Origin of the sequence: Polaromonas sp. CG_23.6 (genome assembly GCF_029892315.1) — a bacterium.
Lineage (GTDB): Bacteria > Pseudomonadota > Gammaproteobacteria > Burkholderiales > Burkholderiaceae_C > Polaromonas.
In genome coordinates, this window is record NZ_JARXUY010000001.1 from 4,072,703 (window position 1) to 4,099,181 (window position 26,479).

Annotated in this window: 22 protein-coding genes, 3 pseudogenes and 1 other annotated feature; of the genes and pseudogenes, 21 read left to right on the plus strand and 4 right to left on the minus strand. The window is 61.0% G+C overall.

What is annotated here, in order from left to right:
- Positions 1-173 precede the first annotated feature (173 nt).
- The 7 genes from H4V98_RS19290 (at position 174) to H4V98_RS19320 (ending at position 8,353) form a co-directional block, all read left to right on the plus strand.
- Complete coding sequence (locus tag H4V98_RS19290) at positions 174-1,103, plus strand: branched-chain amino acid ABC transporter permease (RefSeq protein ID WP_196861867.1); 930 nt, start codon at positions 174-176, stop codon at positions 1,101-1,103.
- Positions 1,104-1,129: 26 nt separating this feature from the next.
- Complete coding sequence (locus tag H4V98_RS19295) at positions 1,130-2,206, plus strand: branched-chain amino acid ABC transporter permease (RefSeq protein WP_196861866.1); 1,077 nt, start codon at positions 1,130-1,132, stop codon at positions 2,204-2,206.
- Between the two features lie 66 nt (positions 2,207-2,272).
- Positions 2,273-3,601, plus strand: coding sequence for an ABC transporter substrate-binding protein (locus H4V98_RS19300; protein ID WP_196861865.1), 1,329 nt, complete (start codon positions 2,273-2,275; stop codon positions 3,599-3,601).
- A gap of 123 nt (positions 3,602-3,724) precedes the next feature.
- Positions 3,725-4,534 carry an ABC transporter ATP-binding protein gene (locus H4V98_RS19305; RefSeq protein WP_196861864.1) on the plus strand — a complete coding sequence of 270 codons (810 nt, stop codon included), beginning with the start codon at positions 3,725-3,727 and terminating at the stop codon, positions 4,532-4,534.
- Positions 4,535-4,846: 312 nt separating this feature from the next.
- Complete coding sequence (locus H4V98_RS19310) at positions 4,847-6,097, plus strand: AMP-binding protein (protein ID WP_196861863.1); 1,251 nt, start codon at positions 4,847-4,849, stop codon at positions 6,095-6,097.
- Positions 6,098-6,211: 114 nt separating this feature from the next.
- Positions 6,212-7,201, plus strand: coding sequence for a tripartite tricarboxylate transporter substrate-binding protein (locus H4V98_RS19315; RefSeq protein ID WP_196861862.1), 990 nt, complete (start codon positions 6,212-6,214; stop codon positions 7,199-7,201).
- Between the two features lie 198 nt (positions 7,202-7,399).
- Positions 7,400-8,353, plus strand: coding sequence for a tripartite tricarboxylate transporter substrate binding protein (locus tag H4V98_RS19320; protein WP_280757869.1), 954 nt, complete (start codon positions 7,400-7,402; stop codon positions 8,351-8,353).
- A gap of 80 nt (positions 8,354-8,433) precedes the next feature.
- Here the strand turns inward: H4V98_RS19320 and H4V98_RS19325 are convergent, their stop codons facing one another.
- Positions 8,434-8,730, minus strand: a complete 297-nt coding sequence (locus H4V98_RS19325) for a DUF1840 domain-containing protein (RefSeq protein WP_196861860.1) — start codon at positions 8,728-8,730, stop codon at positions 8,434-8,436.
- Positions 8,731-8,880: 150 nt separating this feature from the next.
- Between H4V98_RS19325 and H4V98_RS19330 the strand changes: the two genes are divergently transcribed.
- From H4V98_RS19330 to H4V98_RS19370, 9 genes are all read left to right on the plus strand, one after another.
- On the plus strand, positions 8,881-9,633 hold the full coding sequence (locus tag H4V98_RS19330; RefSeq protein WP_196861859.1) for a 2OG-Fe dioxygenase family protein: 753 nt from the start codon (positions 8,881-8,883) through the stop codon (positions 9,631-9,633).
- A 168-nt stretch (positions 9,634-9,801) separates the two neighbouring features.
- Positions 9,802-12,297, plus strand: a complete 2,496-nt coding sequence (locus H4V98_RS19335) for a bifunctional salicylyl-CoA 5-hydroxylase/oxidoreductase (protein WP_196861858.1) — start codon at positions 9,802-9,804, stop codon at positions 12,295-12,297.
- A 298-nt stretch (positions 12,298-12,595) separates the two neighbouring features.
- Positions 12,596-13,087, plus strand: a complete 492-nt coding sequence (locus H4V98_RS19340; RefSeq protein WP_196861857.1) for a MarR family transcriptional regulator — start codon at positions 12,596-12,598, stop codon at positions 13,085-13,087.
- A complete protein-coding gene (locus H4V98_RS19345) occupies positions 13,084-13,938 on the plus strand; it encodes an enoyl-CoA hydratase family protein (protein WP_196861856.1) in 855 nt (284 codons plus the stop codon). Before H4V98_RS19340 ends, H4V98_RS19345 begins: the two co-directional genes overlap by 4 nt.
- Before the next feature lie 38 nt (positions 13,939-13,976).
- Positions 13,977-15,158 (plus strand): acyl-CoA dehydrogenase family protein, encoded by a 1,182-nt coding sequence (locus H4V98_RS19350; RefSeq protein ID WP_280757836.1) that lies wholly within the window; start codon positions 13,977-13,979, stop codon positions 15,156-15,158.
- Positions 15,155-16,807 (plus strand): AMP-binding protein, encoded by a 1,653-nt coding sequence (locus tag H4V98_RS19355; protein ID WP_196861854.1) that lies wholly within the window; start codon positions 15,155-15,157, stop codon positions 16,805-16,807. The genes H4V98_RS19350 and H4V98_RS19355 overlap by 4 nt, the downstream gene beginning before the upstream one ends.
- The gene (locus H4V98_RS19360) at positions 16,804-17,247 is read left to right on the plus strand and encodes a thioesterase family protein (protein ID WP_196861853.1); all 444 of its coding nucleotides are present in this window, start codon (positions 16,804-16,806) and stop codon (positions 17,245-17,247) included. Before H4V98_RS19355 ends, H4V98_RS19360 begins: the two co-directional genes overlap by 4 nt.
- Positions 17,244-17,639 carry a RidA family protein gene (locus H4V98_RS19365; protein ID WP_196861852.1) on the plus strand — a complete coding sequence of 132 codons (396 nt, stop codon included), beginning with the start codon at positions 17,244-17,246 and terminating at the stop codon, positions 17,637-17,639. The genes H4V98_RS19360 and H4V98_RS19365 overlap by 4 nt, the downstream gene beginning before the upstream one ends.
- Positions 17,640-18,378: 739 nt before the next feature.
- A complete protein-coding gene (locus tag H4V98_RS19370) occupies positions 18,379-19,395 on the plus strand; it encodes a hypothetical protein (RefSeq protein ID WP_196861851.1) in 1,017 nt (338 codons plus the stop codon).
- Between the two features lie 152 nt (positions 19,396-19,547).
- Here H4V98_RS19370 and H4V98_RS19375 read toward each other — a convergent pair whose 3' ends face one another.
- Positions 19,548-19,934, minus strand: a complete 387-nt coding sequence (locus H4V98_RS19375; RefSeq protein ID WP_196861850.1) for a response regulator — start codon at positions 19,932-19,934, stop codon at positions 19,548-19,550.
- A gap of 453 nt (positions 19,935-20,387) precedes the next feature.
- Here H4V98_RS19375 and H4V98_RS19380 point away from each other — a divergent pair, with 453 nt between their 5' ends.
- Together H4V98_RS19380 and H4V98_RS19385 are read left to right on the plus strand one after the other, a co-directional pair.
- Entirely contained in the window at positions 20,388-21,521 is a 1,134-nt protein-coding gene (locus H4V98_RS19380; RefSeq protein ID WP_348535229.1) for a HAMP domain-containing sensor histidine kinase, read from the plus strand.
- A 151-nt stretch (positions 21,522-21,672) separates the two neighbouring features.
- Positions 21,673-22,293, plus strand: coding sequence for an RcnB family protein (locus H4V98_RS19385; protein WP_196861849.1), 621 nt, complete (start codon positions 21,673-21,675; stop codon positions 22,291-22,293).
- A gap of 116 nt (positions 22,294-22,409) precedes the next feature.
- Here the strand turns inward: H4V98_RS19385 and H4V98_RS19390 are convergent, their stop codons facing one another.
- The gene (locus H4V98_RS19390; RefSeq protein WP_196861848.1) at positions 22,410-23,717 is read right to left on the minus strand and encodes a Y-family DNA polymerase; all 1,308 of its coding nucleotides are present in this window, start codon (positions 23,715-23,717) and stop codon (positions 22,410-22,412) included.
- A 24-nt stretch (positions 23,718-23,741) separates the two neighbouring features.
- Positions 23,742-24,182, minus strand: a complete 441-nt coding sequence (umuD, locus tag H4V98_RS19395) for a translesion error-prone DNA polymerase V autoproteolytic subunit (RefSeq protein WP_196861847.1) — start codon at positions 24,180-24,182, stop codon at positions 23,742-23,744.
- 168 nt (positions 24,183-24,350) lie between these two features.
- Between umuD and H4V98_RS19400 the strand changes: the two are divergent.
- The 3 pseudogenes from H4V98_RS19400 to H4V98_RS19410 form a co-directional block, all read left to right on the plus strand.
- Positions 24,351-25,039: pseudogene (locus H4V98_RS19400) on the plus strand (IS3 family transposase); the annotation flags it as partial.
- Positions 24,629-24,745, plus strand: a sequence feature (AL1L pseudoknot). (Overlaps the previous pseudogene by 117 nt.)
- Positions 25,037-25,936: pseudogene (locus H4V98_RS19405) on the plus strand (IS110 family transposase); the annotation flags it as partial. The pseudogenes H4V98_RS19400 and H4V98_RS19405, both read left to right, overlap by 3 nt.
- 19 nt (positions 25,937-25,955) lie before the next feature.
- Positions 25,956-26,263: pseudogene (locus tag H4V98_RS19410) on the plus strand (integrase core domain-containing protein); the annotation flags it as partial.
- Positions 26,264-26,479 lie beyond the last annotated feature (216 nt).

Genomic DNA, 26,479 nt, shown 5'->3' on the forward strand with positions numbered 1-26,479 from the left:
TATGACCCCGATACATGCCCCCACGCTTGCCACTTCGTGTGCTGCGCTGCCCCCCGAGGGGGCCGCTGCGCCTGCGGTCTGGCAAAGCCAGTCCCGCGGCCCCTGCTGGTGGGAAACGGATGCCATCACGCTTGCTGCGCTGCTCCGCACTGAATCTTTAGGAGTTTGATTTCATGGCATTTTTTCTTGAAACCCTGATTGGCGGCCTGATGGCCGGCATGCTGTATTCGCTGGTGGCGCTCGGCTTTGTGCTGATCTACAAGGCGTCGGGCGTGTTCAACTTTGCGCAGGGCGCGATGGTGCTGTTTGCGGCGCTGGCGATGGCCCGGTTCTCGGAGTGGATTCCGAAGTGGACCGGCATCGACAACCTGATCGTCGCCAACCTGATCGCCTTCGCGATTGCCGCCGTGCTGATGTTCGTCGTCGCCTGGCTGATCGAGCGGCTGGTGCTGCGCCACCTGGTCAACCAGGAAGGCGCGACGCTGCTGATGGCCACACTGGGCATTGCCTATTTCCTCGAAGGCCTGGGCCAGACCTTGTTCGGCAGCAACATCTACAAGATCGACATCGGCATGCCGAAAGACCCGGTCTTCCTGCTGGACTCGGTGTTTCCGGGCGGCATCCTGGTCAACAAGGAAGACGTGATTGCCGCCGCCATCGCGGCTGCCATGGTCATCTTGCTGAGCATCTTTTTCCAGAAAACCACCACCGGCCGCGCCCTGCGCGCCGTGGCCGATGACCACCAGGCGGCGCAGTCCATCGGCATTCCGCTGAACCGCATCTGGGTCATCGTCTGGTGCGTCGCCGGCGTCGTGGCGCTGGTGTCCGGAATGATCTGGGGCTCCAAACTGGGCGTGCAATTTTCGCTGACGACGATTGCACTGCGCGCCCTGCCAGTGGTGATTCTGGGCGGCCTGACCTCGGTGCCGGGCGCCATTCTGGGCGGGCTGATCATCGGCGTCGGCGAGAAGCTGTCCGAGGTCTACCTCGGCCCGTATGTCGGCGGCGGCATCGAGATCTGGTTCGCCTATGTGCTGGCACTGGTGTTCCTGTTGTTCCGTCCGCAGGGGCTGTTCGGCGAGAAGATCATCGATCGCGTCTGAACTGACAAGAAGAACAAGGAACCCACATGCTCTACCGCGAAAACGGCCAGTTCAAGACCACCTACCGGGCTGACCAGCAGATCTTCCCGATCACGCAGGACCGCATTGCCATCGGCCTGGTGCTGCTGTTTGCCTTTGTCGCCGTGCCGCTGATGGCCAGCGACTACCTTTACGCCTCGATTTTGATTCCGCTGGTCATCATGTCGCTGGCGGCGATCGGGGTGAACATCCTGGTCGGCTACTGCGGCCAGATCTCGCTGGGATCGGGTGCCTTCATGGCGGTCGGGGCTTACGGCGCCTACAACTTTTTCGTGCGCATTCCAGGCATGCCGCTGATCCCGACGGTCATATTGGGCGGGTTTTGCGCCATGGCCTTTGGCATTTTGTTTGGCCTGCCGAGCCTGCGCGTCAAGGGCCTGTACCTTGCCGTGGCCACGCTGGCGGCGCAGTTCTTCAGCGACTGGATGTTTTTGCGCATCAAGTGGCTGACCAACGATTCGGCATCGGGCTCGGTGTCGGTCACCGGATTGCAGGTGTTCGGCCTGCCAATCCAGAGTCCGGCATCCAAGTACCTGCTGTGCTTGAGCATCCTGGTGATCGTCGCGCTGCTGGCCAAAAACCTGGTGCGCGGTGCCATCGGCCGCGAATGGATGGCCATTCGTGACATGGACGTAGCCGCTTCCGTTATTGGCATCCGGCCGATGTACGCCAAGCTCAGCGCCTTTGCCGTCAGTTCGTTCATCATCGGCATGGCTGGCGCGCTATGGGCTTTTGTGTACCTGGGCTCCTGGGAGCCAGCAGCCTTTTCCGTCGAAATTTCGTTTCGCCTCCTGTTCATGGTGATCATCGGCGGCCTGGGCTCAATCATGGGCGCGTTCTTTGGCGCGGCATTCATCGTTGTGCTGCCGATTGCACTGAACCGCTTTTTGCCGGCCTTCATGGGACTGTTCGGCATCGATATTTCGACCGCTGGCGTGTCGCATGCCGAACTGATGATTTTTGGCGGGCTGATCGTCTGGTTCCTGATTGTCGAGCCGCACGGCCTGGCCCGGCTGTGGTCCATGGGCAAACAGAAACTGCGCCTCTGGCCTTTCCCCCACTGACTGCATTCATAGCAGGACCCTCGTTTTTTCACCGTGCTTCCACATTTTTATTCCAAGGAGACATCCATGAAGCTTTCGAAACTCGTGATTGCCGCGACCGTGCTCGCCGCTGGGGCGGCGTCGCTGTCCACCAGTGCTTTTGCGCAGGCCAAGGAGCAGTTCTTCCCGCTGCTGTCCTACCGCACCGGCCCCTACGCGCCCAACGGCACGCCCTGGGCCAATGGCAAGCAGGACTACATCAAGATGGTCAATGCGCGCGACGGCGGCATCAACGGCGTCAAGCTGACGTTTGAAGAATGCGAAACCGGCTACGCCACCGACCGCGGCGTGGAATGCTACGAGCGCCTGAAAAACAGGCCCGGCGTGGCGCTGATCGACCCGCAGGCCACCGGCATCACCTTTGCGCTGACCGAAAAAGTTCCGACCGACAAAATCCCGCTGGTCACGCTGGGCTACGGCCTGTCGGTGGCGCAGGACGGCCAGGCCTTCAAGTGGAACTTCCCGCTGATGGGCAGCTACTGGACCGCCGCCGACATCCTGATCCAGCACATCGGCAAAAACGCCGGTGGCCTGGACAAGCTCAAGGGCAAAAAGATTGCGCTGGTCTACCACGACAGCCCGTTCGGCAAGGAGCCGATTCCGCTGTTGCAGGAACGCGCCAAGATGCACGGCTTCGAGTTGCAGCTGCTGCCGGTGACGGCGCCCGGCGTCGAGCAAAAGGCCGCCTGGCTGCAGGTGCGCCAGGCCAAGCCTGACTATGTGCTGCTGTGGGGCTGGGGCGTGATGAATTCCACCGCGCTGAAGGAAGCGCAGGCAACCGGCTTTCCGCGCGAGAAACTGTATGGCGTGTGGTGGGCCGGCGCAGAGCCCGATGTGCGTGACGTGGGCGAAGGCGCCAAGGGCTACCAGGCGCTGGCGCTCAATGGCTCGGGCCAGGAATCCAAGGTCATGCAGGACATCCTCAAGCTGGTGCATGAAAAGGGCCAGGGCACGGGTCCAAAGGACGAAGTCGGCTCGGTGCTCTACATGCGCGGTGCGATCATCCAGATGCTGAGCATCGAGGCCGTGCGCCGCGCGCAGGAGCGCTTCGGCAAGGGCAAGGTCATGACCGGCGAGCAGGTGCGCTGGGGCCTGGAAAACCTGAACCTCGACCAGAAAAGGCTTGACGCCTTGGGCTTTGCCGGCGTGATGCGCCCGATCTCCACCAGCTGCGCCGACCACATGGGATCGACTTGGGCACGCGTGCAGACCTGGGACGGCAAAAAATGGGCCATGAGCTCTGACTGGTACCAGTCGGATGACCAGATCATCAAGCCTCTGGTGAAGGCAGGCGCCGACAAGTACCTGGCCGACAAGAAGCTGACGCGCCGCGACCCGGCAGACTGCCAGTCCTGACGGGATGGGTCCCTGGCGCGGCAGCAACGTCGCGACAGGGACCTGGCGGCTTCCTTGCGGAGCCGCCAGGCGAGAAGCTTGCGTGCAAGCTTCTCGCCTGGCACAGACACAGAAGAGAAACCTATGGAACCCAAAAAAATCGTTCTCAACGTCAACGGCATCGAGGTCATCTATAACCATGTGATCCTGGTGCTCAAGGGCGTCTCGCTGCAGGTGCCCGAGGGCAAGATCGTCGCCATTCTGGGCGGCAATGGCGCCGGCAAGACCACGACGCTGCGCGCTATTTCCAACCTGCTGCAAGGCGAGCGAGGCGCAGTCACCAAGGGCTCGATCGAACTGCGCGGCGAACGCATAGAGAACCTGTCGCCGGCCGATCTGGTGCAGCGCGGCGTGGTGCAGGTCATGGAAGGCAGGCACTGCTTTGCCCACCTGACCATTGAAGAAAACCTGTTGACCGGCGCCTATACCCGCACCAGCAAGGCTGAAATTGCGGCCAATCTGGAAAAGGTCTACGACTACTTTCCCCGTCTGAAGACGCGGCGCACGTCGCAGGCCGCCTACACCTCGGGCGGCGAGCAGCAGATGTGCGCGATTGGCCGCGCCATCATGACCAACCCGAGCATGGTGCTGCTTGACGAGCCGTCGATGGGCCTGGCCCCGCAGATCGTGGAAGAAGTGTTCAACATCGTCAAAGACCTGAACACCAGGGAAAAAGTCACTTTTTTGCTGGCCGAGCAGAACACCAACATGGCGCTGAAGTATTCCGACTATGGCTACATCATGGAATCGGGCCGCGTGGTGATGGACGGCATTGCCAGCGACCTGGCCAATAACGAGGACGTGAAAGAGTTCTACCTCGGCGTCGGCGGCGGTGAACGCAAAAGTTTCAAGGACGTGAAAAGCTACAAGCGCCGCAAGCGCTGGCTGGCCTGATGTTGCCCCCACGGTCGCCCACTGCGTGTGGCTCCCTGCCCCCCGAGGGGGCCGCTGCGCCTGCGGTCTGGCGAAGCCAGTCCCGCGGCCCCTGCTGGCTTAGAACGATATCGCTCCTACGTTTGTCGATTCCCGGACTGCGCTGTCTTCTCCTAGAGGGCTGGCACATGCATACCTCTTTTTCCACCTGGTTTTTCTCCTTCTCCGCTGGGAGAAGCTTGGAATGGGGGCCTCCCCGAATCCGGTTCGGGCTCGCCAGATGCTTCTAACACCGTCCGCCTGCGTGCTTTAACCTTTAACCCAATACCTTTCATGACATCACTCCACATGGATGCGCTGGAAACCCGCGCCCCAGCCGAACGCGAAGCCGCGTTGCTGGCCGCCCTGCCTGCGCAGATTGCCCATGCGCGCAGCGCTTCATCCGCGTTTGCCGAAATTCTGGCGGGTATCGATCCGGCTGCAATCACCAGCCGCACCGCGCTGGCCACGCTGCCCGTCACGCGCAAGTCCGACCTGCTGGCGCGTCAGCAGGCCAGACGTGCTGAAAACGTGTTCGGCGGCTTCAGCACCTTGGGCTTTGGCGCTGCCATGCCGCGCGTCTTTTCGAGCCCCGGTCCGATGTACGAGCCGGAAGGCACGCGCCGCGACTATTGGCGCATGGCACGCGCACTGTTTGCGGCGGGCTTCAGGCCAGGCGAGCTGGTTCACAACTGCTTCAGCTACCACTTCGTACCGGCCGGCTCCATGATGGAAAGCGGCGCGCACGCGCTGGGCTGCAGCGTGTTTCCCGGCGGCACCGGCCAGACCGAACAGCAGGTCCAGGCCATGGCCGAACTCAAGCCTGCGGGCTACATCGGCACGCCAAGTTTCCTGAAAATCATTGTCGAAAAAGCCGCTGAAATGAAAGTCGCGTTGCCCAGCGTGACCAAGGCGCTGGTGTCGGCCGAGGCTTTTCCACCCAGCCTGCGCGACTGGCTGGCCGAACGCGGCATTGCCGGCTACCAGTGCTACGCCACTGCCGACCTGGGGCTGATCGCCTATGAAACTGAAGCGCGCGAAGGCCTGGTGGTTGACGAGGGCGTGATCGTTGAAATTGTCCGTCCGGGTACCGGCGACCCGGTGCTTGAGGGCGAAGTCGGCGAGCTGGTCGTGACCACGCTGAACCCCGACTATCCGCTGATCCGCTTTGGCACCGGCGACCTGTCGGCGGTGCTGCCGGGCCAATGCCCGAGCGGTCGCACCAACACCCGCATCAAGGGCTGGATGGGCCGTGCCGACCAGACCACCAAGGTGCGCGGCATGTTTGTGCATCCAGCGCAAGTCGCCGAGATTGCCCGGCGTTTTCCCGAAGTCATCAAGGCCCGGCTGGTGGTCAGCGGCGAAATGGCAAACGACAGCATGTGCCTGCGGGTGGAGACCCGTTCTTCACCGGCAGGGCTGGACCAGCGCATCAGCGACGCCATTCGCGACGTGACCAAACTGCGCGGCACGGTAGAGCTGCTGGTTCCCGGCAGCTTGCCCAACGACGGCAAGGTCATTGAAGACGCTCGCAGCTACAAATAGCGAACACAGGGGATTCCCTTGTAAGTAGTTCCCGCGATATGCGACACAAAATGATCTCTTAGACTCATCTGGTCAAGAGTTCCACCCTATCCACTTATTCGCCTGGAGACGTTCATGAAACGCCTGTTAGTTCTTGCTGTGGCAGCAGCTGCCTTCTTCTCGGTCAGCGCCCAAACCTTTCCGGGCAGCAAGCCCATCACCTTCGTCGTGCCCTTTGCCGCAGGCGGCCCGACCGACCGCGTGGCGCGTGATCTGGCCGAAGCCATGCGCAAGTCAATGGGGGGCGGCGCCAACTTCGTGGTGGAAAACGTCAATGGTGCCGGCGGTACCATCGGCGCCAACAAGGCTGCCAAGGCAGCGCCCGACGGCCACACGCTGCTGCTGCACCACATCGGCATGGCGGCTGCGCCCGGCCTGTACCGCAAACTGCAGTACAAACCGCTGGAAGATTTCGAATACCTCGGCATGATCAATGAAGTGCCGATGACGCTGATTGGCAAGCCCCAGATGGAGGCCAACACCTACCGCGATCTGGAAAACTACATTCGCGTCAATGCTGGCAAGCTCAACATCGCGCATGCCGGGCTGGGATCAGCCTCGCACCTGTGCGGCCTGATGTGGCAGTCGGCCATCAATGCCAAGGAACCGATGACCACCATTCCATTCGGTGGCACCGCGCCGGCGATGAATGCACTGGTCGGCGGCCAGGTCGACATGATGTGCGACCAGACCACCAACACCACCGGACAGATCGAAGCCGGTCGCGTCAAGGCCTATGCAGTCACGACCACCAAGCCCCTGACAAACAACAAAGTGCTCAAGGACCTGCCGACCCTGCAGGAAATGGGCTTGAAGGGCTTTGACCTGACGATCTGGCACGGCCTGTACGCACCCAAAGGCACACCGCCTGCCGTGCTGGCGCAGATCAACGCTGCGCTGAAGAAAGCGCTGAAAGACCCTGACTTCATCCAGAAGCAGGAAGGCCTGGGCGCCGTGTTGGTGGCCGACAACCGTGTCGAGCCTGCTGCGCACAAGGCCTTCGTGACGTCCCAAATCAACAAGCTCAAGCCGGTGATTGAAGCCGCCGGCAAATTCGCCGACTGATCGCTCCCGACCCGCTGCATTGCAAAGCCGCCCGGCGAAAGCCAAGCGGCTTTTTCATTGGTGCCCGGATTAACCCTGTTGAAACTGCGGCCGGTCACCGCTAAGGTGGATGCTGGACTATTTACGGAGACCCTGTTGACACCAATTTTCAAGCCAAATCGCCGCTCTGCGCTCGCATACACTGCACTTGTAGCTACTATTTTCGTAGCAAACCCGGTCTTGAGCCAGACGACATGGCCGACCCGCCCGGTCAAGATCATCGTGCCGTTTGCACCGGGCGGCACCACCGACATCATGGCCCGCGCCATGGCACCCGAGTTGCAGAATGCCTTTGGCCAGCCCTTTGTAGTGGAAAACCGCGCCGGTGCGGGCGGCAACATTGGCGCCGACGTGGTGGCCAGGGCGGCGCCCGACGGCTACACGCTGCTGATGGGAACCGTCGGCACGCACGGCATCAACAAGTCGCTGTACAGCCGCATGACGTTTGACCCGCAAAAGGACTTTGCGCCCATCACGCTGGTGGCCGGCGTTCCCAATGTCATGGTCGTGAACGCTGAAAAAGCCAAGGCAGCCGGCATCAACAACGTCGCTGACTTCATCCGTGTGGCCAAGGCCAATCCGGGAAAGCTCAACATGGCGTCGAGCGGCAATGGCACCTCGATCCACATGGCAGGCGAGCTGTTCAAGACCATGAGCGGTACCTACATGATCCACTTTCCCTACGGCGGCTCAAGCCCGGCGCTGATGTCACTGGCATCCGGCGACATGGACGTGATGTTCGACAACCTGCCGTCGTCGATGCAGCTGATCAAGTCGGGCCGGCTCAAGGCGCTGGCCGTGACCAGCGCGCAGCGCTCCCCCGCGCTGCCCGACGTGCCAACGGTCGAGGAAGCCGGCGGCCCGGCGTTCAAAGGCTTCGAGGCCAGTTCCTGGTTCGGCCTGCTGGCGCCTGCAGGCACACCGCCTGACATCATCAGCCGCATCCAGCAGGAAGCGGCCAAGTCGCTGAAAACACCGGCCATCAAGGAAAAACTGCTCGCGCAGGGTGCCGTTCCCGGTGGCAACACGCCCGCGCAGTTCACAGACTTCATCAATGCCGAGCACAAGAAATGGGCGCAGGTGGTGAAAACCTCAGGCGCCAAGGTCGATTGACGCGGCACTTGCCACCAGACGCAGAAAAAGCCCCGTTGCCGGGGCTTTTTCAATTCACCGCAGTGGCGGCCCGAGCATGCTCAAACGCCCCAGACCACTTCCTGGCTTGCCTGGATGTTCCAGCGCAGCATGTCGATGAAGGGCTTGGCGCGCTGGTGCAGTCCAACGCCTTCGGGCACGCCATCGCCGTCCTTGTCGTCACCCGACTCTTCGAGCTTGATCGCGGCTTCAAGCGCCTTGATGGCGGCAGGCATCTGCTCGGGCAGGATAATGCCGCGCGGGCCAGGCGTCTTGCCGATGATTTCCAGCATCTGCCGGCCATTGGGCTCCAGCATGATCACATCACCCATATTTTTTGACTTGAATCTGTACAGCATCGAATACGCCTCCTGAGGTTGAAACACTGGTGTGATTATCCGCAGCTTCTGCGCACGTGTATGTAGGTGGCTGCCATGTCACGCAGCGGCCAGCGGGCCTTGCCAGGCGGGCGCCCTTCAGGCTGCCGGTCATCGCGCAAAATAGCGGCTATGTTCAATATTGTCACCGTCCAAAAACCCGCCGACCAGTCGCTTCGCCAGGACGGGCTGAGCCTGCTGCTACCGGCTGATTTCTATGCCAGCCTGATGCTTGAGGCGCCGCAGTGGCAGCAAGGCTGGGATGCGCTGAGCACTTCCTGGGACCGGCTGCCAACCGATGCGCACCTGAAGGATGGTGGCAATTACCGGCGCCGCCGCCATGCCTGCTTTATCCAGAACCTGGACAGCAACGCGCTTGCGCAAACGCCGCACCGGGCGCACTGGCAGCCGCTGGACTACAACGCGCTGCATGGCGGCTTCGAGCGCTGGTTCGACCCGGTCGAGGCGGCCGTCGCCGAAGCACCCGCGTGGCGGGAACTGCTGGCCAGCCTGGGCCGGCTGTTTGCCCAAGTCAGGGCGGTGCCACGCTGGCACATCGAAGCGCACCAGTTCCGCATCGACACCACCGAGGGCGTGGGCCGGCCGACGCCCGAGGGCGCGCACCGCGACGGCGTGGATTTTGTCGTCGTGTTGCTGGTGGCGCGGCGCGGCGTCAAGGGTGGCGAAACCCGCGTCTTCGATGCCCACGGCCCGCACGGCATGCGTTTTTTGATGGAGGAGCCGCTGACGGCGCTGCTTATGGATGACGAACGTGTGATCCACGAAACCACGCCGATTTTCCCGGCCGACGGCCAGGACCGTCAGGGCGGCGTGCGCGACACACTGGTGCTGACCTACCGGGCTAAGGGCTTCCAGGCGCCCTGACAGGCCGTGCGCCTGCATCGCCAGGCGTCCATTTTCATTTCCATCTCCATTTCCATTTTATTTCCTGCATGTCCGCAAGCCCCGCGCGGGGCTGCCGTAAACCCGCTTGACGAATTTACTTTAACCTTAAACAATTAAGGCTAGATCAATTCACGAGGCACGCATTGCATGCACATCCTTTGCCTGGGCGGCGGTCCCGCCGGTTTGTATTTCAGCCTGCTGATGAAGCGGCAAGACCCGTCCCTCCAGGTCACGGTGGTTGAGCGCAACCGCCCTTTCGACACCTTTGGCTGGGGCGTGGTGCTGTCAGACCAGACGCTGGCCAATCTGCAGTCCGCCGACCCGGACAGTGCGAAACTGATTGGTGACGCGTTCAACCACTGGGACGACGTCGAGATGTTCTTCAAGGGCACCGCAGTGCGCTCGGGCGGCCACGGCTTTTGCGGTATCGGCCGCAAGCGGCTGCTCAACATCCTGCAGGACCGTTGCCTGGCGCTCGGCGTTGATCTGGTGTTCGAGACCGACGTGAGCGACGACCAGGCAATCGCGGCGCAGTACAACGCCGACCTGGTCATTGCCTGCGACGGCCTGAACAGCCGCATCCGCAGCCGCTATGCCGACACCTTCCAGCCCGATGTGGAATTGCGCAACTGCCGCTTTGTCTGGCTGGGCACAAAGCAGACGTTTGACGCTTTCACCTTTGCTTTCGAGCAGACCGAGCACGGCTGGTTTGCCGCCCATGCCTACCAGTTCGACGCCACCACCTCGACCTTCATCGTCGAAACGCCCGAAGCCGTCTGGAAGGCACACGGTCTGGACCAGATGAGCCAGCAAGACGGCATTGCGTTTTGCGAACGCCTTTTTGCCAAATACCTGAATGGCCACCCGCTGATGAACAACGCCACGCATGTGCGCGGCTCGGCCATCTGGATCCGCTTTCCGCGCGTGGTCTGCGGGCGCTGGGTGCACCATGAAACCCTACACGGCAAACGTGTGCCCATCGTGCTGATGGGCGACGCGGCGCACACCGCGCATTTTTCGATTGGCAGCGGCACCAAGCTGGCGCTTGAAGACGCCATCGAGCTGGCGCGCTGCTTTGCAGCGCACCCCGAAACTGACGACGCGCTGCAGGCGTACGAAGCGCTGCGCTCGATCGAGGTGCTGAAAATCCAGAACGCCGCTCGCAATTCGACCGAATGGTTTGAAAACGTCGAACGCTACAGCGGCCTGGAAGCCGAGCAGTTCTTCTATTCAATGATGACGCGCTCGCAGCGCATCAGCCACGAAAACCTGCGCGTGCGCGACGCCGCCTGGCTGCAGGACTATGAGCAGTGGCTGGCAGGAATGACCCCCACGCTTCCCACTTCGTGTGGTTCGCTGCCCCCCGAGGGGGCCGCTGCGCCTGCGGTCTGGCAAAGCCAGTCCCGCGGCCCCGTCTTGGAAAATAAGGCTTCGTCGGATGGCGGCCCTCGAAAGGCTAAGGACGAACGGGGAAGTGTGGCGAGCGTTAGGGCCACTCCGCCCCCGCCGATGTTGCTGCCGCTGACAGTGCGCGGTCTGACGCTGAAAAACCGCATCGTCGTCTCCCCCATGGCCATGTACAGCGCGGTCGATGGCGTGCCGCAGGACTTTCACCTGGTGCATCTGGGCGCGCGGGCGCTGGGCGGGGCGGCGCTGGTACTGGTTGAAATGACGTCGCCCGAGCCCGAGGGCCGCATCACGCCGGCCTGCACCGGCTTGTGGAATGACGCGCAAATGGTTGCCTTCAAGCGGATTGCCGATTTTGTCCATGCTGCAGGCACGGGCGCGAAGATCGGCCTGCAACTGGGCCACAGCGGCCCCAAGGGTTCGACGCAGGTGGGCTGGGAATCACCAGATGAACCGGTGCTTGAAGGCAACTGGCCGCTGCTGGCCGCCAGCGCCGTGTCCTATGGTCCGACCAACCAGATGCCGCAGGCCATGACGCACGCCGACATGGCGCGCCTGAAGGACAAGTTTGTGCAGTCCGCACAGCGGGCGGTCGAAGCCGGTTTCGACTGGCTGGAACTGCACTGCGCCCACGGCTACCTGTTGTCGAGCTTCATTACGCCGCTGACCAACCAGCGCGGCGACGACTATGGCGGCAGCCTGGAAAACCGCTGCCGCTACCCGCTTGAAGTGTTCAGCGCGATACGGGCGGTGTGGCCTGCGCACCTGCCGATGAGCGTGCGCATCTCGGCCCACGACTGGGCGCCCGGCGGCAACACCGACGACGATGCCGTGCAGATCGCCCGGCTGTTCAAGGCGGCCGGTTGCGATGTCATCGACGTGTCGTCGGGCCAGACGACGCGCGCGGCCAAACCGATTTACGGACGCATGTACCAGACCCCGTTTGCCGACCGCATCCGCAACGAAGTCGGCATCCAGACAATGGCCGTCGGCGCGATTTCCGAGGCCGACCAGGTCAACAGCATCATTGCCGCCGGCCGCGCCGACCTGTGCGCCATTGCCCGCCCGCACCTGGCCGATCCGGCCTGGACGCTGCATGAAGCAGCCAAACTGCAAAGCCGGCAGGTGGACTGGCCCAAGCCGTATTTGAGCGGCCGGGACCAGCTTTACCGCGAGATTTTCAAGCAAAAAGAGGCTCTGGCGCAGACGGGACCTGCGCAAGCAGCTATCAAATAAGGAGTTTGAAGATCGAAAAGCATTGTCATCCCGGAAGCGTTGCCATCCCGGGCTAGACCCGGGATCCACCTGTGCAAAGCCGACCGCAGCCTGGAACTTTCAAGCGGGTGCTGAATGGGTTGGAGTCATGGGGTTGTGGATTGCGGGTCAAGCCCGCAACGACAAAAGAGAAGATGAAGCGCATGCAGGGCGCTGGGCAGCTGTTTAAAAACTCAGGAAGAATTTGGCTTCAGCGCAATCCTGCCGAGCGCAAGCAGCTATCAAATATATAGCATTAATGACCGACAGGAAAAAACCGATGGACATGGAAGCACGCGGCCACAGCGAACACCCCGAAGCCCTGCGCCTGTGGCTGCGCATGCTGACGCTGACGCAGCTGATTGAAAAGCAGGTGCGCACCCAGTTGCGCGAGCAGTTCGGCACCACGCTGCCGCGCTTTGACTTGATGGCGCAGCTTGAACGCCAGCCCGAGGGGCTGAAGATGAACGAGCTGTCGCGCCGCATGATGGTGACCGGCGGCAACGTCACCGGCATCACCGACCAGCTGGTGGCCGAAGGGCTGGTCGAACGCATCAAGGTCGAAGGCGACCGCCGCGCTTACCGGGTGCGCCTGACGCCGCCCGGCCGCGCCCTGTTCGCCGACATGGCGCTCCAGCATGAAGGCTGGATCGTCGCCGCTTTCGACGGCCTGTCGCCTGCCGAGGTCGAAGCCCTGCACCAGCTGCTGGGCAAGGTCAAGCAGCATTACCACCACGACACCTCACTCGACACCCCACTGGAAACTGCATGAAACACTACATCGGCCCGGCCAACCCCATGCATGCGCAATTCGATGCGCTGGGCGCCTACCAGGCGCAGCATTTCGCCTATGCCTTCGACGACGGCGTTGCCACACTGACGCTGAATCGCCCGGAGCGCAAGAATCCGCTGACCTTTGCGTCCTATGCCGAGTTGCGCGACCTGTTTCGCGCACTGAACCACGCCACCGACGTGAAGGTCATCGTGCTGACCGGCGCGGGCGGCAACTTCTGCTCGGGCGGCGATGTGCATGAAATCATCGGCCCGCTGACCAGGATGCGCATGCCCGCGCTGCTTGAATTCACCCGCATGACCGGCGACCTGATCAAGGCCATGCGCGCCTGCCCGCAACCCATCGTGGCGGCCATCGACGGCATTTGCGCCGGTGCCGGCGCGATGATGGCACTGGCGTCCGACCTGCGGCTGGGAACAGCGCAGGCCCGCACTGCCTTTTTGTTCACCCGCGTCGGTCTGGCCGGCGCGGACATGGGCGCTTGTGCGCTGCTGCCGCGCCTGATTGGCCAGGGCCGGGCGTCGGAATTGCTGTTCACCGGCCGCGCCATGAGCGCTGAGGAAGGCCTGCAATGGGGCTTTTTCAATGCGCTGCATGCGCCCGAGGCGTTGATGCAGGCGGCGCACAAGCTGGCGCGCGACCTGGCCAGCGGCCCGACCTTTGCGCACGCCATGACCAAGACCATGCTGCACCAGGAGTGGGCCATGACGCTGGACCAGGCGATTGAAGCCGAGGCGCAGGCACAAGCCATCTGCATGCAGACGCAGGACTTCACACGTGCCTACGACGCCTTTGCCGCCAAACAAAAACCGGTGTTCCAAGGCGACTGAACCCGCCCCAAACACACCCACGCAGAAAGACCTTGCCCATGACCCCCACAACCACCCACCTGGCGCTGCCTTTCTTTGACGACGTTCACCGCGAACTCGGTGCGCGGCTGGCCGACTGGATTCCCGGCCAGCAGGTCGATGAACACGACGACCGGCGCGCCTGCCGCGAATGGGTCCAGCGGCTGGGCGATGCGGGCTGGCTGCGCTACTGCGTACCGGCGGGTGCTGACGGCGCATGGGGTGGTGCGTTGCCCGCGCTCGACTCGCGCGCGCTGGTCATCCTGCGCGAAACGCTGGCCTTTCATTCGCCGCTGGCTGATTTTGCGTTCGCCATGCAAGGCCTGGGCAGCGGCGCCATCACGCTGGCCGGCACACCGGCGCAGCAGGCCGCTTACCTGCCGCAGGTCGCCAGCGGCGAAAAAATAGCCGCCTTTGCCCTGAGCGAAGCCGATGCCGGGTCGGACGCCGGCGCCATGACGACCCGCGCGGCCCAGGCCGAAGGCGGATGGGCCGTCAACGGCAGCAAGACCTGGATCAGCAATGGCGGCATTGCCGATTTCTACGTCACCTTTGCCAAGACCGACCCGGCAGCGGGCACACGCGGCATCACCGCCTTCATCATCGACGCCAGCGTGCCCGGCCTGGACGCCAGCGAGCACATCGCCGTGATGTCGCCGCACCCGCTGGCCACGCTGAAGTTCACCGATTGCCGGCTGGAAGGCGATGCGCAACTGGGGCTGCTCAACGGCGGCTTCCGGCTGGCGATGCAGACGCTGGACATCTTTCGCGCCTCGGTGGCCGGTGCGGCGCTGGGCATGGCACGGCGCGCACTGCTTGAGGCGGTGCGACATGCCAAAACCCGCCAGATGTTCGGCCAGACGCTCGCCGACTTTCAATTGACGCAGGCCAAAATCGGTGAAATGGCGGCCTTGATCGATGCGGCGGCGCTGCTGACCTACCGCGCCGCCTGGCTGCGCGACGAAGGCGAACGCCGGGGCAACCCGGTGCGGGTCACGGCAGAAGCCGCGATGGCCAAGATGACCGCGACTGAAAATGCCCAGCGCGTCATCGACATGGCGCTGCAGCTGCACGGCGGCCTGGGCGTGAAGGTCGGCACCAAGGTCGAAAGCCTGTACCGCGACATCCGTGCATTGCGCATTTACGAAGGCGCCACCGAAGTCCAGCAACTCATCATTGGCAAGGCGGTACTGCAATCATGAACACGACCTCCCCTTCAACGACCGCTCCGGCAGGCAGTGCCGCGTCTGCACAGACCGACCGCTTTGTGCATGACCGCCTGCCGCCGCCAGACCAGTGGCCCCGGCGTGTGTATCCGCCTGACAGCGACATTCCGGCGCAGGCCAACCTGGTCGAGGTGCTGTTCAACCGGGCTTTTCAAAACGGCAATGGCGACCGGCCGATGCTGCGCTCGGACCGCATCACGCTGAGCTATGCCGATGCCCTGGACCGCGTCAACCGTATCGCCCAGGTGCTGACCGAGGATTTTGGGCTGCAGCCCGGCAACCGCGTGCTGCTGCGCGGCGGCAATTCCATCGGCATGGCGCTGGCCTGGCTGGCCGTGGTGCAAGCCGGCGGAGTGGCTGTTGCCGGCATGCCGCTGCTGCGCGCCAAGGAACTGGGCGAAATCATTGCCAAGGCCCAGCCCCTGCTGGCGCTGTGCGACGGCGCGTTGCTGGAAGAACTGCAGATTGCACAGTCACGCGGCGGCACGCTGCAGACCATCATTCCCTTCAACCTGATGAACGCCCCCGGCTCGATGGCGGTGCTGTCGGCGCAAAAAGACGGCTGTTTCACGCCCTGCCCGACCGCCAGCGACGACATTGCCCTGATGGCCTTCACCTCGGGCACCACCGGCAGCCCCAAGGCGGCAGTGCACAGCCACCGCGACGTGCTGGCCGCTTGCGAAGCCTGGCCGCGCCATGTGCTGCAGGCCCGGCCTGACGACATCGTCATGGGTTCGCCGCCGCTGGCTTTCACCTTCGGCCTGGGCGGCCTGTTGATCTTTCCAATGTGGGCTGGCGCGTCGGTGTACTACCCGTCGATTTCCTACACCCCCGAGGCGATGGTCCAGCTCATCCAGCAGGTCGGAGCGACCATTTGCTACACCGCGCCAACGTTTTACCGCCAGATGGCCGCGTTTGCCCGGCTGCATGGCGTACCGGACCTGCGGCTGTGCGTGAGTGCGGGCGAAAGCCTGCCGGACGCCACGCGCCAACTCTGGAAGGACGCCACCGGCATCGAGATCATCGATGGCATCGGCGCGACCGAGATGTTTCACATCTTCATTTCCTCGACACCCGGCGACGTGCGTCCGGGCGCCATCGGCAAGGTCGTGCCCGGCTATAGCGCGAAAGTGGTGGATGACAACGGCGCAGAAGTGCCGCTTGGGCATATCGGCCGGCTGGCGGTGATGGGCCCGACCGGCTGCCGCTACCTGGACGACGAGCGCCAGCGTAATTATGTGAAGGATGGCTGGAATTTCCCCGGCGACGCCTTCACGCAAGACGCGGACGGTTACTTTTTCTACCAGGCGCGTGACGACGACCTGATCATCACCGCCGGCTACAACGTCGCCGGCCCGGAGGTCGAGGACGCACTGCTCAAGCATCCGGCGGTGGCCGAATGCGGCGTGGTCGGCATTCCCGATGCCGACCGGGGCATGGTTGTGAAAGCCTTCGTGGTGCTCAGGCCTGGTTACATAGGCGATGCTGCCTTGGCCAAGGCCCTGCAAGAGCATGTCAAGGCCATGCTCGCGCCGTTCAAGTACCCACGCCAGATCGCCTTCATGGCGCAGCTGCCGCGCACCGAAACCGGCAAGCTGCAGCGCTTCAAGCTGCGCAAGCCATGAAGTTCACCGTCCACAAGCGCGTGCGCTTTCAGCACTGCGATCCGGCGGGCATTGTTTTTTACCCGCAGTTCTATGTGCTGCTGCATGAGGTGCAAGAGGATTTCCTGGCGCATATCGGCTTTCCCGAGCACGACCTGATTGCCAAAGGGATGGGCCTGCCTATCGTCGACATGAAGACCGAATTCCTCGGCATGTGCCGCCATGGCGATGTGCTCACCCTGACGCTGGAACTGACGCGCATCGGTGGCGCCAGCCTTGGCATGCACTATGAAATTCATGCGCCAACGCATACCCCAGGCGCACCACCAGCTATTAAATTAAGAGCGCAAGGCGTGGTCGTCCATTCAACTGTTCCGCAGGGCAAGACGGTGCGCATTCCGGACGATTTGCGCCTTGCCCTGCAGCCCTTCCTCCAGACACCTTCGGAATCCACACCATGATCACCAGACTTCAGCCACCCGAATGGGCAGAACCCAAAGGCTATGCCAACGGCATCCTCGCGCGTGGCGACCTGCTGTTTGTCGGCGGCCAGATCGGCTGGAATGCGCAGCAGCACTTTGAAAGCGATGACTTTGTCGCCCAGACCCGGCAGACCCTGCAAAACATCATGGCCGTCCTGAAGGCTGGCGGCGCCGGTCCCGAGCACATGGTGCGCATGACCTGGTACATCGTTGACCGGGTCGAATACTCCACCCGGCTGAAAGAAATCGGTGCGGTTTACCGCGAAGTCATGGGCCGAAATTTTCCGGCCATGACCTGCGTGCAGGTCGCAGCGTTGATTGAAACCCAGGCCAAGGTAGAAATCGAAGTCACGGCCGTGTTAGCGGGCTGAAATCAGGCGCCGCCTTCAAGCAGACTGGATTTTCAGAAAATACATGGAAAAAAAGGGACCAAGAACAGAATAAAAGCTGTGTAGCCTCGCTTCACTTCTACGCAATCGCAACAATTTGTTGCCGCAGCTTCACGGCGCGTTAACACAATCACTGAAAAAACTGTCGTGTTTTTAAAGCTCCAAGACCGCGCTGTCAATTCGCTGCAGAACTGTTTTCTCCTCTTGCACGGTCCTTTTTCAAGCCTTTTTAACGAATTCTCTACCACAAGCGGCACTTCATGACGTGGCCACCCGGTCTTGTGGTTACTTGTTATTTCGCTAGAAACCGTGTGTTACTTCACGCTGGTTGACCCTCATTAGCTCGACGGACAAAATCCGATCACTTTTCGTTCACCGGCTTATAGGCCGCCTTCGAATGAATTGCAGCCTGGGAAAGCATCGCCTGATAACGCGTGCCAAGCCCTGGCTTCGCTGCCCGGCGCCAAGCTGAATTTTCAGCATTGTGTGGTTGCCAGGCTTCCATTTAATCCGCAGTCGTTCGGTTCATTCATTGGATCAAATGATCCTTTCACGCCCAAAACTCAACATGATGCATTCACGTTTCAAATTCAATTCGATCACCAAAGCCCTGACTGGCGCCCTTGTCCTTTGCCTGGGCCAGGCAGCCAGCGCTGCAGAAGTAGTCCCGTATTTTCATTCCTGGGGCGGTTCGCTGAATGATGCGAAACAATCTGCCGGCATGAACAGTGCCATCCTTTCCTTTGCCGTCACCAACGGCAACTGCGCGCTGGTTCCGGATCTGACGAACAAGCTCCCGGACGCACGCAAGTTCGTCGAGTCCGGCGGACGCTTGCTTATTTCCTTTGGCGGTTCGAATGGCGTGTATGCCGAAGTTGCCTGCAGGGACGATGACCAGCTGTTCAGCCTGATGGAAAACCTGATGCGCGACTCGAACAACCGCCGCTTCGATTTCGACATCGAAGGCCCTCAGCTCAAGGATGTGGGCGCCACGGCCCGCCGGGCGCGTGTTCTGGCGCGGCTGCAGGCGAAGTATCCTGACCTGTATATTTCCTTTTCCCTGCCTGGCTGGCTGCTAGGCTTCAATCCCGACTCCATTAATTTATTGAACACGACCGTTGCAGCTGGCGTGCGAATCGACATGGTCAATGTGATGGCGCAGAGCTTCGGCGTCTCGAACCTGCGCACCATGGTCCCCTCGAACAGCGTTGGCGAAGCGTCGCTCATGACATTCCGCGCTGCAGCCAACCAGATGACGTCGATCTTTCGCAACAAGACCCAGTCACAGCTTTACGCGATGATGGGCATCACGCCGATGATTGGCAAGAACGACGACGGTTCGAGCTTCACACTTGACGATGCGCAAATGGTTGCCAACTTTGCCAAGCAAAACGGCGTAGGCATGATTTCCTACTGGTCCTTTCAAAGAGACCGCGCACAGGCTTACAACGGCTCGACCAACCTGTCATCGTTCAGTGGCGTGGCGCAGTCTGACTTCCAGTTCTACAACATCTTCAAGTCTTCTGGCGGCTTTGTGGCCTCAGCTTCAACACCAGCCCCAACCCAGCAAACCGCCATAGCGGGAAGCTGCAGCGCTGCCGGCTGGAGCCAGGGCAAGCAGTACGCGGCGGGCAGCATCGTGACCTATTCGAACAACAAGTTGTATAAGGCCAAATTCGCCAACCCTGGCTACAACCCGACCATCAGTACTTACTACTGGTCGCAGTACTTCTGCTAAAGGCTTGGGGGCCGGCCTGAATCTGGTTTCAGGCTTGCACACTTCACTGCGACAGGCCAAAGTCCGAGACAGGGCTTTGGCCAGATGCACCGGCTGGAATTCGCAAACGCATGGCGGACGTTTTCAATTCGGAGCCGCCAGGTATTTTCGGCTCAGGGTGCGTCCTGATGATTGACACTTTCCTCAAATACGTAGGACGTGAACTCGTCGAGTTCCGTTGACTTGTCAAAAAATGCATTGGCACCGGCAGACATGCACAGTTCACGCATTTGCGGGGTCGGATAATTCGTCAGCACGACAACTTTCTGCGCAAGCGTCGGGTGAAGGCGCTTGATCACCTCCAGCCCGTTGCCCTGGGCAAGCCACAGGTCCACCACCACCACATCCCAGGAACACTGGTGCGTGCTCAGCCAGCGGCAGGCCTCGCATTCGCTTCCTGATGAGCCGATCACACGCGTGCTGGTCAATTCCTCAAGGGCTTCGGCCAGCCACTCCAGAATGATCGGGTTGTCTTCAACAATGTAGATTCTCAACTGCATGAACAAGCGTAACCAGCGTCCTGCCGGAAAATGTAGGACGCCTGCTTTCCTGCGCCTAAGGCGGGCGCGCCCTTTCCGTCCTTTTCCTGGCCAGGCCAGCCGTCTGCTGCGCACCAAATGCGCGCACGTTGACCGCTATGTGCGGCAACGCACATACTGTTTCATTGCGATGTGTTAATTTTTGTGTGAAATACCTGAGAGGCTTGACAGGTATTTTCTTGCCAGTCCATCTGTTTTCAGAATAAAAAAGGCTTGCAGCGCATGTTCAGAAAGCGCCAGCAGCTATAAATTCTATAGCAGTTAATGCCTAGGAAGATTCACTGCTGCAAGGAAAATCCAGCGTGATTTGCGTTGGTTTCCACAGATCCGATAGCGCTTGTGCATTGGGCGATCGCAACGTCAGTGGACTCCGTTCATTGCAAACAAATGCTTGACGCAAGGAACATTGACACCATGATGAACGAGTTTTTAGCCAACAATCGCGACAGCCTGATTGCCCGGTGCATCGAAAAAGTCGCCAGAAGGCCCAAACGCGCCGCGACCGAGCAGCAGTTGAAAAACGGCGTTCCGATGTTCATCGACCAGTTGACCCGGACACTGAAGGCCGAGCAAGACAATCAAGACGGCATCAGCCTTCAAATTTCCGGCCCGTCGGGCGGCGATGTCTCCAGGTTGTCCGAGATGGGGCTGACCGCGACGGCGCACGGCAAGGCATTGCTGCACCTAGGCTACAGCGTGGACCAGGTCGTGCATGACTATGGCGACCTCTGCCAGGCCATCACCGACCTGGCCTTCGAGCGGGATGCGCCTTTCAGCATTGACGAATACCGCACCTTGAACCGTTGCCTGGACAATGCCATTGCGGACGCCGTGAGCGAATTCAGCGCCCAGCGCGATGCGGCCCTCACGGCGCAGCGCGTCATCCATGAGAACCAGCAGCTTGGCTTTTTGATGCACGAGTTGCGCAATGCGCTTGGCACGGCCAGCCTTGCGGCCACCGCCATGGAGATAGGCAACCTGACACCGGCAGGGGCCACAGGCGCGGTGTTGAGGCGCAGCCATGCGGCCATGGCCAGTCTCATCAGCAACGCCCTGGCCGAGGTGTCTCTTAAAAACAAGGCTTCCGGACAACAGCCGCTCCTCTCGCTGGCAGCTTTCATTGCCGACGCCAAAAGCGACGCTGACCTGTATGCAACCACGCAAGGGTGCCGCTTCACCGTGGCCGATGTAGACCCGCGCCTGGGCATCAAGGTCAACCACGACCTGCTACTGGCCGCGCTGATGAACCTGCTGCACAACGCCTTCAAGTTCACGCACCGGCATACCGAGGTGACGCTGGAGGCTTACGCAGTCGGCGAGCGCATCCTGATCGACGTGAAGGACCACTGCGGCGGCCTGCCACCCGGAAACACAGAAAAGATGTTCAAGCCGTTCAGTCAGCGCAGCGATGACAAAACGGGCATGGGCCTGGGCCTGTCGATTGCCCGAAAAAGCATTGAGGCCGACGGCGGCACCCTGAGCGTTCGGGACAGGCCGGGCACAGGATGCACGTTCACCATCAACCTGCCACGCCACTCTCTGGACTGAGCAGGTTGGGGCAGCAAAGCCTGTCCGGACGATGAAGGACTTTGGGCTTCATTCCGGGATGGGTGTGCCTTTAGCCGCATGCCCGGGCAAGTCGCACCCAGCGGGTGCAGCAATATGCGCGCGTATCCTACAGCTATCCGTCCGTAACGGCGTGAAACTTACTGATGAGCTTATTTCCAGCTCGATGGACTACACAATGACATACTTCCGCCCCTCTACCGCCCCACGCCGTCTTGTCGCGCTGGCCCTGGCATCCCTTTTTCTTGCGGCTGCCCCCGGCTTTGCCAAAGACCGTGGCGATGAAGGAAACGACGAGGGAAAACACGCGCAGAAAGAATACCAAAAAGCCCAAAAACACGCCGAAAAAGAATATTACAAAGATCGCAAGGATGACCAGAAGCAGTATCAAAAGGCCGAAAAGCGCGCCGAAAAGCGCCAGCGTGAAGACATCAAGCAAGGCCGCTATTTTGATGACCAGCAACGCACGGTTGTCCGCCAGTATTATTTCCAGACGTACGGCAATGGGAAAAACTGTCCTCCGGGACTGGCCAAAAAACACAATGGCTGCATGCCTCCAGGGCAACTCCGGAACTGGCAAGTCGGCCAGATGGTGCCCAGGGGCGTCATGGTCTATACCGTTCCCCAACCGGTGATTCGCTTGCTGCCGCCTGCCCCCTACGGCTATCGCTACGCCCGAATCGGTGGCGATATCGTCCTGGTGCAGCAGCAAAACAACCTGATCGTGGACATCATCATCGGCCTGCTCGGCTGATCTGATTCGAGCCCGCTGCGTTGCGGACATCAAGAACGACGCAGTTGCAATGCCTGCGCAGCGGTCAGAGGAGAATGCCTTCTGCCATCCACGACAAACTTTACCCGGTCCGTTATTTATGCCTTCGCCACAGGCATGTCTGCCCAGCACGTCGTATACCCCGGCGTGAGCCTTTCTTGCTTCATGGCCCAGGTCTTCGGGTCTGCTGCCAGCGTGCCACTTGCCATCTGCACCGTGCCCCGGCCATAGCGCTGGTTGAGTTGGTCCATTGCGGTCATCAAGCGCTCTCTCTGGATTCTTTCAGGGACACCGCCGTGGTCCAGATCCAGCTCTGCCTGTTGAACCGTATTGGCTTGCAACTCCAGCAGCATGGCTCCTGCCTTGGCCAGCTGGTAACCCGGCCGGTAGATGGCACGAAGCCCCCTGAGCGCTGCCGCGACGATCACACCCGTATCCGCACTGGGCCGGCGAAGCGGCATGCTGATCGAGCGGCTGTACTGGGGCGCTTGCCGAAACGGGCTGGTGCGGACAAAGACCAGCACTTGATTGCACAAACTGCCCTGACGGCGCAACTTGTGCGCTGCCCGGCTGGCAAATTCAGTCACGGCTTGGCTCAAGTCGATCAGGTCCGTGACCGGCTGCCCAAATGAACGGGTGCAGGCAATTTCCTGCTTGCGAGCCGGTGCAAGCTCAAGCTCGATACACGCCATGCCCTGCAACTCGCGCACTGTGCGCTCCAGCACCACCGACCAGCGCCTGCGCACCATCGCCGGGTCCAGCCGGGCCAAATCCAGCGCCGTATGCACACCGTTTTCCTTGAGCTGCGCAGTCATGCGTCGCCCGACACCCCAGACCTCGCTCGCCGCCGTGGCGGCCAGCGCCTCATTGAGCGCCGCGGGCGTGAGTTCGGCCAGGTTGCACACCTGGGCCAAGCCTGCCGGGTAGCTGCCGGGTTTGCGTTCGGCGGTCTTGGCAATATGGTTGGCCAGCTTGGCCAGTGTCTTGGTGGCGCCCATGCCGACGCAGCAAGGAATGCCAATCCAGTCCAGGATGCGCGTCCTCACCTTGAAGCCACGGTCTGCCAAGCAGCCTCGCACACCCGCAAGGTCAATGAACGACTCGTCAATCGAGTAGATTTCCTGGGCAGGCCCCAGTCCGGCGGCCAGGCTCATCATGCGGTCACTCATGTCGCCATACAAGGCAAAGTTGGCCGACAAAGCCACAAGGCCCGCCGATTCGGCCATATGCTCGATTTCGAACCAGGGCGCGCCCATGGCAATACCCAACGCCTTGGCTTCGTTGGACCGCGCAATGGCGCAGCCGTCATTGTTGCTGAGCACGACCACCGGATGGCCTGCCAGGCTGGGACGAAACACCCGCTCGCAGCTGACATAAAAGTTGTTGCCATCGATCAGGGCGTACATGGAAACAGCACGTTTTGCTTGTTTTCAGGCAATGAATTGCTTGATGCAAGCAGTGACTACGCCCCAGACTTCAAGAGTCTGGTCGTCATGCGGAACGATGTCAGGATAGGTGGGATTGGCAGCCTGCAGTTTGATGCGTCCACCCAGCTGGTACAAGCGCTTGACGGTGAACTCGCCATCCACCACAGCCACCACGATATGCTTGTGACGGGGTGCGACAGCACGGTTCACGACCATGATGTCATTGTCAAAAATGCCCGCTTGCACCATCGAATGCCCCTTGGCACGCAATAAAAAGGTTGCCTGCGGATGCGTGATGAGCACCTGCGTGAGGTCAATGCGCTGGGCGCCCAGGTCTTCGGCGGGTGATGGAAAACCGGCACAAACCCGGCTGATCAGCAGCCTTGCCAACAGCGGCGCGTCGGAGACAGGCACCGGTTGAGTTAGCAAAAATATACTGTTCATGCATACAGTATAGAGCGCTGCAGGTTTTTGACCAGTTTGTTTGCAGTTCGACTTTTGAAAAAGTGATGGGCGCAACATCAGGCGCAAAGTTGAAGACTGAATCGCCCCGGGTTTGAACTGAATCGCCCCGGGTTTTGAGGAGGCTCAAATCTCTGAGAGGATTGAGCCATGAAGAAGTCAAACAAGTTTTCACCCGAGGTTCGCGAACGCGCAGTGCGTATGGTGCAGGAGCACCGAAGCGACTACCCTTCGCTGTGGGCGGCCATAGAATCCATCGCCCCCAAAATTGGCTGCGTGCCGCAGACGCTAAATGAATGGGTCAAGCGCGTAGAGGTCGATACCGGCGTACGCGACGGCCTTACTAGCGCAGAGGCGCAGCGTGTCAAGGAACTGGAGCGCGAGAACAAGGAACTGCGCCGGGCCAACGAGATTCTCAAGCTGGCAAGTGCTTTTTTTGCATCGGCGGAGCCGGGCCGCCGATGCAAGTCCTGAGACAGTTTATTGACAAGCATCGCTATACCCACGGGGTCGAGCCGATTTGCAAGGTCTTGCAGATTGCCCCGTCAGGCTACCGGCGCCATGCGGCACACCAGCGCAACCCTGATTTGCGCTGTGCACGTGCCAAAACCGAGGCCATCCTCAAGCCAGAGATCGAGCGGGTCTGGCAAGCCAACATGCGGGTCTACGGCGCCGATAAAGTCTACAAGCAAATGCGGCGAGAGCGCATCACGGTGGCGCGCTGCACCGTCGAGCGGCTGATGAAACACTTGGGCTTGCAAGGTGCCAGGCGCGGCAAGGTGGTACGCACGACCATTAGCGATACGACCGCTGCCCGACCACTGGATCGTGTCAACCGGGTGGGGGTTGAATCGACCGGCACTTATGGCGCTGGTCTGCTGCGCCATCTTCAAGCTGCCGGGATCGAAGTCCTGGAGGTCACTTCGCCAGATAAACAGGATCGCCGTCGCCGTGGAAAGGACGACGACCTGGACGCTGAGAATGCAGCGCACGCCGCATTTGCCGGCAAGCGCACCGTTACCCCCAAAACGCGAGATGGGATGATCGAATCCCTCAGAGTCCTTAAGGTCTGCCGCAAGACGGCCATCGCGGCGCGCAAGGTGGCCTTGCAGCTCATTCAGAATACGATCATCTGCGCGCCTGATGAACTGCGCGAGCCGCTGCGAAATATGACGCGCATGCAACTGATCAGGACGCTGGCCGCCTGGCGACCCGATCTGTCGGACTATCGCCGTGTCGCATCTACCTACCGGATCGGCCTCAAGTCGCTGGGTCGGCGCTATCTTGAGCTGCACGATGAGATTGCCGACCTGGACGTGATGATCGGCGCCATCGTCCAAGAGCTGGCCCCAAATCTTCTGGCGTGCAACTCGATTGGAAAGGAGTCGGCTGCCCAACTCCTGCTGACCGCTGGCGACAATTCTGAACGAATCAACTCTGAAGCGAGCTTCGCCGCGCTGTGCGGCGTCAGCCCGGTGCCGGCCTCGTCTGGCAAGGTCACGCGTCATCGCCTAAATCGCGGCGGCGATCGAGCCGCGAACAGCGCATTGCACATCATTGCCATTGGACGGCTTCGCACTGATCCGCGTTCGCAGGCCTATGTCGCCCGCCGAGTCGCTGAAGGTCACTCCAAGCTGGAGGCGATCCGTTGCCTCAAACGCTTCATTGCTCGGGAGGTATTTGGCCTGATCCGTCAACGCGCAAAAGAAATTGCGCAATCTCAAATTGCCGCTTGACAAACAGAAGGGCGTCATGGGTTCGCAATACGTGTCCATCCGCTACAGCGAACGCCTGGCCGAAGCGGGCATAGAGCCTTCTGTGGGCAGTCGGGGGACAGCTACGACAACGCTCTGGCGGAGACTATCAACGGCCTCTACAAGGCTGAATTGATTCACCGCCGGGCACCTTGGAAAACCAAGGAATCTCTGGAACTGGCTACCCTGGAATGGGTGTCCTGGTTTAACCACCACAGGCTGCTCGAACCGATTGGATATATTCCCCCTGCCGAAGCTGAAGAAAATTACTATCGGCAATTAACCAGTCAGGCTGCGATTTGTACCTGACTTAACCCAACCGGCCTCCACGAAACCCGGGGCGATTCAAAAAGCAAGTTTACCCGGACGCTTACGGCGTTCATTCCATTGCTTACAGTGAGGGTGCTGAATTCAAGGTGTATTGCCCGGTTGCTTATCGCTTACCAAGCGTTGTCCAAGAAAACAAAAGCAAGCCAAAAGAAAAAGCCCGGTCGATCATGAGATCAACCGGGCTGGTTCAGGGGC

What these genes read in the sequence shown, in the direction of transcription:
- H4V98_RS19290 (WP_196861867.1), top strand. Translation starts at nt 174, where the DNA reads ATGGCATTTTTTCTTGAAACCCTGATTGGCGGCCTGATGGCCGGCATG.
- H4V98_RS19295 (WP_196861866.1), top strand. Translation starts at nt 1,130, where the DNA reads ATGCTCTACCGCGAAAACGGCCAGTTCAAGACCACCTACCGGGCTGAC.
- H4V98_RS19300 (WP_196861865.1), top strand. Translation starts at nt 2,273, where the DNA reads ATGAAGCTTTCGAAACTCGTGATTGCCGCGACCGTGCTCGCCGCTGGG.
- H4V98_RS19305 (WP_196861864.1), top strand. Translation starts at nt 3,725, where the DNA reads ATGGAACCCAAAAAAATCGTTCTCAACGTCAACGGCATCGAGGTCATC.
- H4V98_RS19310 (WP_196861863.1), top strand. Translation starts at nt 4,847, where the DNA reads ATGACATCACTCCACATGGATGCGCTGGAAACCCGCGCCCCAGCCGAA.
- H4V98_RS19315 (WP_196861862.1), top strand. Translation starts at nt 6,212, where the DNA reads ATGAAACGCCTGTTAGTTCTTGCTGTGGCAGCAGCTGCCTTCTTCTCG.
- H4V98_RS19325 (WP_196861860.1), bottom strand. Translation starts at nt 8,730, where the DNA reads ATGCTGTACAGATTCAAGTCAAAAAATATGGGTGATGTGATCATGCTG.
- H4V98_RS19330 (WP_196861859.1), top strand. Translation starts at nt 8,881, where the DNA reads ATGTTCAATATTGTCACCGTCCAAAAACCCGCCGACCAGTCGCTTCGC.
- H4V98_RS19335 (WP_196861858.1), top strand. Translation starts at nt 9,802, where the DNA reads ATGCACATCCTTTGCCTGGGCGGCGGTCCCGCCGGTTTGTATTTCAGC.
- H4V98_RS19340 (WP_196861857.1), top strand. Translation starts at nt 12,596, where the DNA reads ATGGACATGGAAGCACGCGGCCACAGCGAACACCCCGAAGCCCTGCGC.
- H4V98_RS19345 (WP_196861856.1), top strand. Translation starts at nt 13,084, where the DNA reads ATGAAACACTACATCGGCCCGGCCAACCCCATGCATGCGCAATTCGAT.
- H4V98_RS19350 (WP_280757836.1), top strand. Translation starts at nt 13,977, where the DNA reads ATGACCCCCACAACCACCCACCTGGCGCTGCCTTTCTTTGACGACGTT.
- H4V98_RS19355 (WP_196861854.1), top strand. Translation starts at nt 15,155, where the DNA reads ATGAACACGACCTCCCCTTCAACGACCGCTCCGGCAGGCAGTGCCGCG.
- H4V98_RS19360 (WP_196861853.1), top strand. Translation starts at nt 16,804, where the DNA reads ATGAAGTTCACCGTCCACAAGCGCGTGCGCTTTCAGCACTGCGATCCG.
- H4V98_RS19365 (WP_196861852.1), top strand. Translation starts at nt 17,244, where the DNA reads ATGATCACCAGACTTCAGCCACCCGAATGGGCAGAACCCAAAGGCTAT.
- H4V98_RS19370 (WP_196861851.1), top strand. Translation starts at nt 18,379, where the DNA reads ATGAACAGTGCCATCCTTTCCTTTGCCGTCACCAACGGCAACTGCGCG.
- H4V98_RS19375 (WP_196861850.1), bottom strand. Translation starts at nt 19,934, where the DNA reads ATGCAGTTGAGAATCTACATTGTTGAAGACAACCCGATCATTCTGGAG.
- H4V98_RS19380 (WP_348535229.1), top strand. Translation starts at nt 20,388, where the DNA reads ATGATGAACGAGTTTTTAGCCAACAATCGCGACAGCCTGATTGCCCGG.
- H4V98_RS19390 (WP_196861848.1), bottom strand. Translation starts at nt 23,717, where the DNA reads ATGTACGCCCTGATCGATGGCAACAACTTTTATGTCAGCTGCGAGCGG.
- umuD (WP_196861847.1), bottom strand. Translation starts at nt 24,182, where the DNA reads ATGAACAGTATATTTTTGCTAACTCAACCGGTGCCTGTCTCCGACGCG.